The 7,424-nt window shown below is 64.3% G+C and carries 8 protein-coding genes; 3 read left to right on the top strand and 5 right to left on the bottom strand.

The window, feature by feature from the left end; all coding sequences use genetic code 11:
• The coding region (aceA, locus tag OOZ51_RS17985; RefSeq protein WP_265981136.1) for an isocitrate lyase at positions 1 to 661 on the bottom strand (661 nt) is incomplete at its 3' end.
• A 156-nt stretch (positions 662 to 817) separates the two neighbouring features.
• Here aceA and OOZ51_RS17980 point away from each other — a divergent pair.
• Entirely contained in the window at positions 818 to 2,329 is a 1,512-nt protein-coding gene (locus OOZ51_RS17980) for an XRE family transcriptional regulator (protein WP_265981135.1), read from the top strand.
• Positions 2,330 to 2,385: 56 nt separating this feature from the next.
• On the opposite strand, the gene OOZ51_RS17975 is transcribed toward OOZ51_RS17980, so the two are convergent.
• The 4 genes from OOZ51_RS17975 to OOZ51_RS17960 form a co-directional block, all read right to left on the bottom strand.
• Positions 2,386 to 2,976, bottom strand: a complete 591-nt coding sequence (locus OOZ51_RS17975; RefSeq protein ID WP_265981134.1) for a dihydrofolate reductase family protein — start codon at positions 2,974 to 2,976, stop codon at positions 2,386 to 2,388.
• A 22-nt stretch (positions 2,977 to 2,998) separates the two neighbouring features.
• A complete protein-coding gene (locus OOZ51_RS17970; protein WP_265981133.1) occupies positions 2,999 to 3,532 on the bottom strand; it encodes a DUF6036 family nucleotidyltransferase in 534 nt (177 codons plus the stop codon).
• Positions 3,519 to 3,923 (bottom strand): iron chaperone, encoded by a 405-nt coding sequence (locus tag OOZ51_RS17965; RefSeq protein WP_265981132.1) that lies wholly within the window; start codon positions 3,921 to 3,923, stop codon positions 3,519 to 3,521. The genes OOZ51_RS17970 and OOZ51_RS17965 overlap by 14 nt, the downstream gene beginning before the upstream one ends.
• Before the next feature lie 187 nt (positions 3,924 to 4,110).
• A complete protein-coding gene (locus OOZ51_RS17960; RefSeq protein ID WP_265981131.1) occupies positions 4,111 to 4,812 on the bottom strand; it encodes a queuosine precursor transporter in 702 nt (233 codons plus the stop codon).
• A gap of 303 nt (positions 4,813 to 5,115) precedes the next feature.
• On the opposite strand from OOZ51_RS17960, the gene OOZ51_RS17955 reads away from it, so the two are divergent.
• Together OOZ51_RS17955 and OOZ51_RS17950 are read left to right on the top strand one after the other, a co-directional pair.
• Positions 5,116 to 5,802 (top strand): ABC transporter ATP-binding protein, encoded by a 687-nt coding sequence (locus tag OOZ51_RS17955; RefSeq protein ID WP_265981130.1) that lies wholly within the window; start codon positions 5,116 to 5,118, stop codon positions 5,800 to 5,802.
• Between the two features lie 2 nt (positions 5,803 to 5,804).
• Positions 5,805 to 7,331: a DUF6297 family protein gene (locus tag OOZ51_RS17950; protein ID WP_265981141.1), complete on the top strand. Its 1,527-nt coding sequence runs from the start codon at positions 5,805 to 5,807 to the stop codon at positions 7,329 to 7,331.
• The last annotated feature ends 93 nt before the right edge of the window (positions 7,332 to 7,424 follow it).

Here is a 7,424-nt window from a genome sequence, read left to right as displayed (position 1 = left end):
TCAGGGTCCGGACGTGCTGCTGGGTAGGGATGAGCACCTTGCCGCCGAGGTGGCCGCACTTCTTTTCCGACGCGAGCTGGTCTTCCCAGTGCACGCCCGAGGCGCCAGCCTGGATCATGGATTTCATGAGTTCGTAGGCGTTCAGCGGGCCACCGAAACCGGCTTCGGCGTCGGCCACGATCGGGACCAGCCAGTCCTCGACGGTCTGGATGCCCTCGGAGAATTCGATCTGGTCGGCGCGGAGCAGGGCGTTGTTGATGCGGCGGACCACGGTGGGGACCGAGTTCGCCGGGTACAAGGACTGGTCCGGGTAGGTGTGGCCGGAGTTGTTGGCGTCGGCTGCTACCTGCCAGCCGGAAAGGTAGATGGCCCGCAGCCCGGCCTTGACCTGCTGCACGGCCTGGTTGCCGGTCAGTGCACCGAGCGCGTTGGTGTACTTGCCTTCCTTGTGCTCTTCCGTGAGCTGCTTCCACAGCTTCTCGGAGCCGCGCCTGGCCAAGGTGTGTTCTTCGGAGACCCGGCCGCGGAGGCGGACGACGTCGGTGGCCGAGTAATCGCGGGTAACGCCTTCCCAACGCGGGTTGGCAGCCCATTCGAGCTCCAGTGCGGCGGCCTGCTGCTGAGCGGAGGTGGGCTGCTCTGGTTCAAATGCTGCGGTCATTGTTCTGTCTCCTTTGACGCTACTTTGGCGTGTTGCTGTGTATGTAGCCCCGGCCGATCTTGGCTGCGCCTTTGCAGTTCCGGCCGGCCGGGGTTTCCGTAGTTCTTACTTTTCAGTACTTCCAAGGGACTTACTAGAGAAAAACCATGGAAAGAAATGCACTTCTTCGCGTATGCTCAAGAAATGTCACCCGTGAGCTGGAACCGCGAAGTACCGCCGCCGTCGTCGTCCGCCTCTGACGCCGAACTGGACGTCATTAGCCTGGGCCGCCGCGTGCGGTATCTGCGCAAGCAGGCCGGGCTGACCCTCGACGACGTGAGTGCCGCCGTCGGGACCGCCCCTAGCCAGTTGAGCCTCATTGAGAACGGCAAGCGCGAGCCCAAATTGGGCCTGCTGAAGCAGCTCGCGGCCGCATTGAACGTGGGCATCGACCAGCTTCTCGGGGCAGAACCGCCCAGCCGCCGCGCCGCCCTGGAAATCGAGTTGGAACGGTACCAACGCGGGCCCCTCTATGAGTCCCTGAACCTGCCGAAAATCCGTGTCAGCGCGCGGCTTCCGCTCGATGTGCTGGAGTCGCAAATAGGGCTCCTGCAGGAGCTTGAGCGCAGGCTCAACGAGCAGATTGCGACGCCGGAAGAGGCCCGCCGCGCGAACGGTGAACTACGTGCCATGATGCGTGAGCGGGGCAATTATTTTCCGGAGTACGAAGCCGAAGCGCAGAAGGTGCTCAAAGGGGTGGGATACACTTCCGGGCCCTTGAGCCAGCACGTCATTGCCGACATCGCCGACCACCTCGGATTCACGCTGCACCACGTGGGCGATTTGCCCCATTCCACCCGTTCGGTGACCGATCTAAAGAATCACCGAATTTACCTAACGCAGAGCCAGCGCCAGGATCACGATCCCCGGTCGGTCCTCCTGCAGGCCCTTGGCCACTACGTTCTGGGCCACGAGACTCCCAAGAACTACGGGGACTTCCTGGCGCAGCGAGTCGCCACCAACTATTTCGCCGCGGCGCTCCTCCTGCCCGAGAACGCCACCCTGGAGTTCCTGCAGAAGGCGAAGGCTGCCAAGGAGATCGCCGTCGAGGACATCCGGGACGCCTTTGCCGTCTCCTACGAAACCGCGGCACACCGCTTCACCAACCTGGCCACGAAGCACCTGGGCATCACCACGCACTTCCAGAAGACCCATCAGAGCGGCATCATCTACAAGGCGTACGAGAACGACGGCGTGGCCTTCCCGCAGGACCATACCGGCGCCATCGAGGGCCAACCAGCGTGCAAGGCGTGGACGTCGCGGGCCGTGTTCGATGTTCCGGACAAGTTCAGCGCCTACAGCCAATACACCGACACCGTCTCCGGCACCTATTGGTGCACGGCGCGCACCGAGCGATCGGCCGCGGGGGAGTTTTCACTCAGCATCGGCGTGCCGTACCAGCACGTGAAGTGGTTCCGCGGGCGGGAGACGACGGCGCGGGCTACCTCAACGTGCCCGGACCCGAACTGCTGCAAGCGCCCGCCGGCGTCGTTGGCTTCTTCCTGGGCAGGCAACGCCTGGCCGTCCGCCCGTGCGCACTCGCACCTGCTGGCCGCTATGCCGCCGGGCGCGTTCCCCGGCGTCGACGAGACCGAGGTGTACGCGTTCCTGGAGGCGCACTCGGGGTAGTTTTTGTGCGGGAGTGGCGGGCCGGAGCTTGACTCGCCGGGCGGCGTGGCCGGGCCCTACTTGAGGACCGGGTAGTTCAGGTGCGTGACGCCCACACCTTCGACGACAGTCGGGTTGCCCAAAGCGATCGGCGCGTTCTCATGGCGATCGAACAACCGGATACCGGATCCCAGCAGCAGCGGAACCAGGTCGACGCGGATTTCGTCGAGCAGCCCGGCGTCGAGGCACTGCCGAATGGTGTCCGGCCCGTGCATGCCGACGATCTTGTCGCCCGCCGCTGCCTTTGCCTGCCCGACGGCGCTTTCCAGCCCGTCGGTGACGAAATGTACCGTTGAGTCGGATCGGGGCCACCCTTCGGGCATCTGATGAGTCACGACGAACGCAGGCACGCCGAAGGGGTGCTGCCCGCCCCAGGCACCGGCGCGGTCCGCCGTGCGCCGACCGGTGAGCATCGCCCCCACATCGCCCATGAGGGCCCGAACGTGTTCGGCGCTTGCGGCAGAAAGGTGGAAGGTGAAGTCCGGGTTGAAGGTGGGGACGTCGACGTCACCTGAGAAGTACCAGTCGAAGACTTCGTCGACGCCGTCCTCGAGATCCGCCACGTAGCCGTCGAGGGACATCGACATGAACGCCACTACCTTGGTCATCACCTTGCTCCTTCAGTTCGAGTCACACAGACATGGCCCAGGACAAAGCCGCATCGCGTCGAGGCTCGGAGGGGTCGATCAGCCTGATTCTGTCCACGAGCCTGGCCTGGTCGATGAGGGACGCTCCGATAAGCGCCAAAACGAACTCGTGATCCTTGGGCCGTGCCGCAATGAGCTTGGCTGCGCAGAGATCGTAGGGATCCAGGCAAAGCCCGGTGCTGTTCCGGGTCGCCTCATTGCGCACACCCACAAGGCGGTACTCCCAGTCTTCCGGGAGCACCGCGGTCTCCCTTTCGACTGCCTGGACATAGAACCCGAATTCGTTGTGGAAAGGCGACCATTCACCAAGTGCGGAATCGATGCTGTCCGCAAGCGTGCCGGCGTCGTCGTCGGAAAACGGGGCTATGTCGACCGCGTCCGACATGGTGATTGCCGCAGGCAGTTCGTCCTCCGTGAAGGACCCCAGAATTGACTGGCTGCCGATCACGATCACCCGATCGCCGTGAATGATATCGGTGGCAGCCCTGATGGCATGCTCAAGCTCATCGCGGCGCATGGCTGTACCGTACCCCTCGCGCAGGCCGATTGTCAGTAGCCGCCCGCCCGCGCTCAGCCAACAGCGCCGTCACCCTTTCGATCAGCTCATAGGGCATCGGCTTCCCGAACGGGAACTTCAAGGTGCCCTTGGCGGCCCGGTAAGGGGCGATTTCCCGCTCGAATTCCCCGTCGCCGTCGGGCACTGGATAGACGGAAATGTGGTGCTTCCAGGCCGCGAAATAAACCACATAGTGGCCGTCGAGGGTGATGGTGGGAATGCCGTAGCTGATCCTGTCCCCGGCTCCGGGCACAGCGGCCAGGGCCCGCCGTCGGATCTCCCGCAGAATCGTCTGCACGTCGTCCGGCCGCGACGCGATGTACTCGTCCACAGTTTCGAAACGCTCCGCCATGCGCCCACCCTCGCCCTTGGGCCGTTCTGTGTCCAGCCGCTCAGCCGGTCTTCGACCAAGCTTGCCCTAGGGGCGCCGCCTTGCCAGAGGGCCTCGAACGGAGCCTTGTCTTCCGACGCTCGCTCACGTATGCCGGGTTTCGGTGCGACGCTCGCTCACGTATGCCGGGTTTCGGTGGGACGCCCGCTCACGCCCAGTAGCTGGGTTCGCGCTTCTTGATCCAACCGATGACCAAGGATGTCACGGGCACGAGGATGTACTGGAAAGCGACCTTGTAGACGAAGCCAACCACGACGTAATTGACGAAGCTTCCGAAATCCGTGATGCCGATGACCGAGGCCGCGATGCTGCAGAAGATCAGCGTGTCCACGAATTCCCCCACCCCCGATGAGCCCATGAGCCTAGCCCAGAGGGTCCTCTCGCCGGTTCGGGCTTTCATCTTTACCAAGATCAGGGAGTTGATGGTCTGGCCAGCGAGGAATGCGAGGAGCGAAGCCAGGACGATCTGCGGGACCGGCCCAAGTGCGCCCTCGATGGCAGACTGCTTGGCAATGCCGTAGTCGTCATTGAAACCGGGGAGCGCGATGATGATCCAATAGCAGAGCGATGCGAACGCTGACAGGGCGAACGAGGTGATGATTGCTTTGCGGGCCACCCTAAAGCCGTAGATCTCACTCATCACATCGCCAAGAATGTAGGCGAGTGGGAAGAGGAAGAATCCGCCATCAGTGATGATCGGCCCGAAGACCACGCCTTTGGCAGCGCCGATGTTGGACAGGATCAGCACCACGGCCATGCATGCCAGCATGATGCCAAAGTATGGGGAGCCTATCGACGCGAAGCGCGGCGCGGGTTTACTTAGGGTCTGGGATTCTGAAGCTGACGTCATCGTTTGTCCGTTCGTAGTGGTTCGCGCAGGCGGCCGGAGTGAGCACGGCGCCCCGCTGTATTAGCACTGGTGGTGGACCCGCATGCAAACCGCGGAACCTCCCCCATTCTCGCATCGAGGAACACCGAATCGCGGAGCCCCCTTCATCCGCCCGGCAGTCCACGACGCTCCTGCAAATGATCGCCCCAATCAGCAACGCTCGCTCACTTCTGAACTTGAGCGGGCGTCGGGCTGGTAGGCGACCTGTGTGAGCGGGCGTCGGGGGCTCGGGGGAGTCGCAGAATAATCCGGTAGGTTCAGAGGATGAAGCCAGGGAACGCCGTTTTGACGGCAGCGAATCTTGTTGCAGGCTACGGCGACCATCCCGTGTGTGGGCCGCTCGACGTCGAGGTTTTCTCGGGGCAGGTACTCGGGATGGTGGGCGAAAACGGTGCCGGCAAGTCCACCCTGCTGCGCACCATGATTGGCGCCCAGGCCGCCATTGAGGGCGATGCCCACGTGCTTGGCTTGATGCCGGACGACCGCTCTGCCCTGTTTCGCAGCAAGGTCTCGGTGCTGTTGGACGAGGACGCCTATTTCGATTCCCTCACGGTCCGTGAGCACCTCTCCCTCGTGGCCCGCGGGCATGGTATCGCCAACCCCGATGCGGCTGTGGAGGACGAGATCGACTTCTTCGAGCTTCAAACGGTGGCCGATGCGTTTCCGGATCAGCTTTCCTCGGGACAGCGCCGCAAGCTCCTCCTGGCCTCGGCATTCATCCGGCCTTTCGAGTTGCTTGTCTTGGACGAACCGGAGCAACGGCTCGACACCCGCATGCGTGGCCTTCTGGCGCAGCGGATTGCCCGGACGGCGAAGAAGAATGCGGCCGTCGTGATGGTCACACACGATGCGGACGTCGCCCAGGCGGCGTGTACCCGGGCGGTGATTGTCGACGACGGCGGTGCGCGCGTGGTTGGTACCGAGGAAGCCGTGGCGAGGATCCGACGGTGAGCATGTCCACCGCTGCCCCAACGCCACCGGTTTTCGTGGACTTCGACCCGGAGCGTGCAACTCGCAATGTTATTCGCCCACGCGGCCAGTCCCTGCTTTCAAGGCTCAATGAGCTGTACGTCCAATTCCTGACGTTCGGGGTCGGCCTGATTTACGCGACAGGTTTGCTCAACGGGCTCACCGCCGCAGCGGAGCATGGCTTTGGCGGGCATCTGCTTTCGGGTAACTACGGAGTCGTACCTGTTGAGTATGGACTAGTGGCAGGGTTCGGGCTCTTGGGTCTTGCGGCCTATTGGGTGTCCGGCCGGCTCGGGCCATTGGCCATCACGGCGAATCAGCGGCACTGGTGGTACTCGCTGGCCATCAACCGCGAACCCCTTCTAGCCCGAGGCTTGCGCCGCGCAGTCTTGGCCGCCGCCGTCGTCGGTGCCCTCGCCACCGTTCCCGTAGCGATCATCAGCGGCTCGAACGCCGCTGTGTTTGTCTGGCGAATCCTCGCCGGGGCGTTGACCGGTGCGGCGATCCTCGCGCTGGCCGCGTTCGCCCAGACGCGCTTGGCGGCTCCGGCCGGGCCCCAAGGAGCGGCTCGACAGCAAGGCCGGGCAACCTCGTGGTTGTTGGCAGGCCTCTCGGCAGTCCTCGGCGCGATGTTGTTCGGGACGCTGCAGGGCAACTGGATCTTCGCCGTCGCCCCTGCTGTCGCCTTGGTTGCCGCGGCGCTCGGCATGCGCAACAAGCTCTCCAGCGTCCGCACGACGTCGCTGCTCAAGGCGGGGTCCGCGAGGGGACATGTCCAGGCTGCGCTGACATTGATGGACACAGGAGAACTCAGTGCCTCGCTTTCCAGCGGGGGAAAACGGAGCAGGGTGAGGCTTCCGGGCACGCCCCGCACCGCAGCGGGCGCGCTCTTCCACGCGGAAGCGACGGTCCTCGCGCGGCAACCCGGCCGATTGTGGCGCTGGGGCCTGGGTCTCGCCGTCGTTCCCCTAACCGGACTGATCCAGACGTTCGATTCACCCATCATCCTGCTTCCCGTGCTGCTCGCGGCGGCGATCTTCTCTTCCACAGCGGCGGCCGGGCCGCTTTGGCAGTTGCGCATGGCCCCGAGCCTCGACGCGCTCCTCCCGATTTCCAGGACGGCCTCACGCTGGGTTCACGTCGCGCTGCCGGTCATGCTGATGGGGTTGTGGACGACGGCGGCTGCCGGATTCTTTGTGCTGGCCGGTGGCTTCCGGGTGGAGCTCCTGGTCCTGGGTGCGGCGGCGGGCGGCGGCTTGGGGGCGGGGATGCTGCGACGAGCCTTCCGCCAGCAGGAAGACCTGACCAAGCTGGTCTACCTCATGCAGCTTGGACGGAGCGGGCCCGCAATGCTGGGAACCAGGATCCGAGGCTACGTGCTGAGCCTTTTCGCCTTGGTGCCTTTGGCTCTGGGCATGCTGTTCAACGCCCCCGAACTCCTGGTGACGCCCGCCGTCGTGCTCAATGTGGTGCTCTTGGTGATCGGCGTGACGACGGCGGACCGCCCGTAAGGTTCTCCTCGGCGCCAACTCGCCGGAACGGTGCTGGCTCGCCCGAGAGTTTCGGCGACCGGGGCGCGTTCCGGCGATCTCGACGGTGGCAGG

This window comes from Arthrobacter rhizophilus, assembly GCF_026241105.1.
Lineage (GTDB): Bacteria > Actinomycetota > Actinomycetes > Actinomycetales > Micrococcaceae > Arthrobacter.
This window is presented reverse-complemented; position numbering and strand designations above follow the sequence as displayed.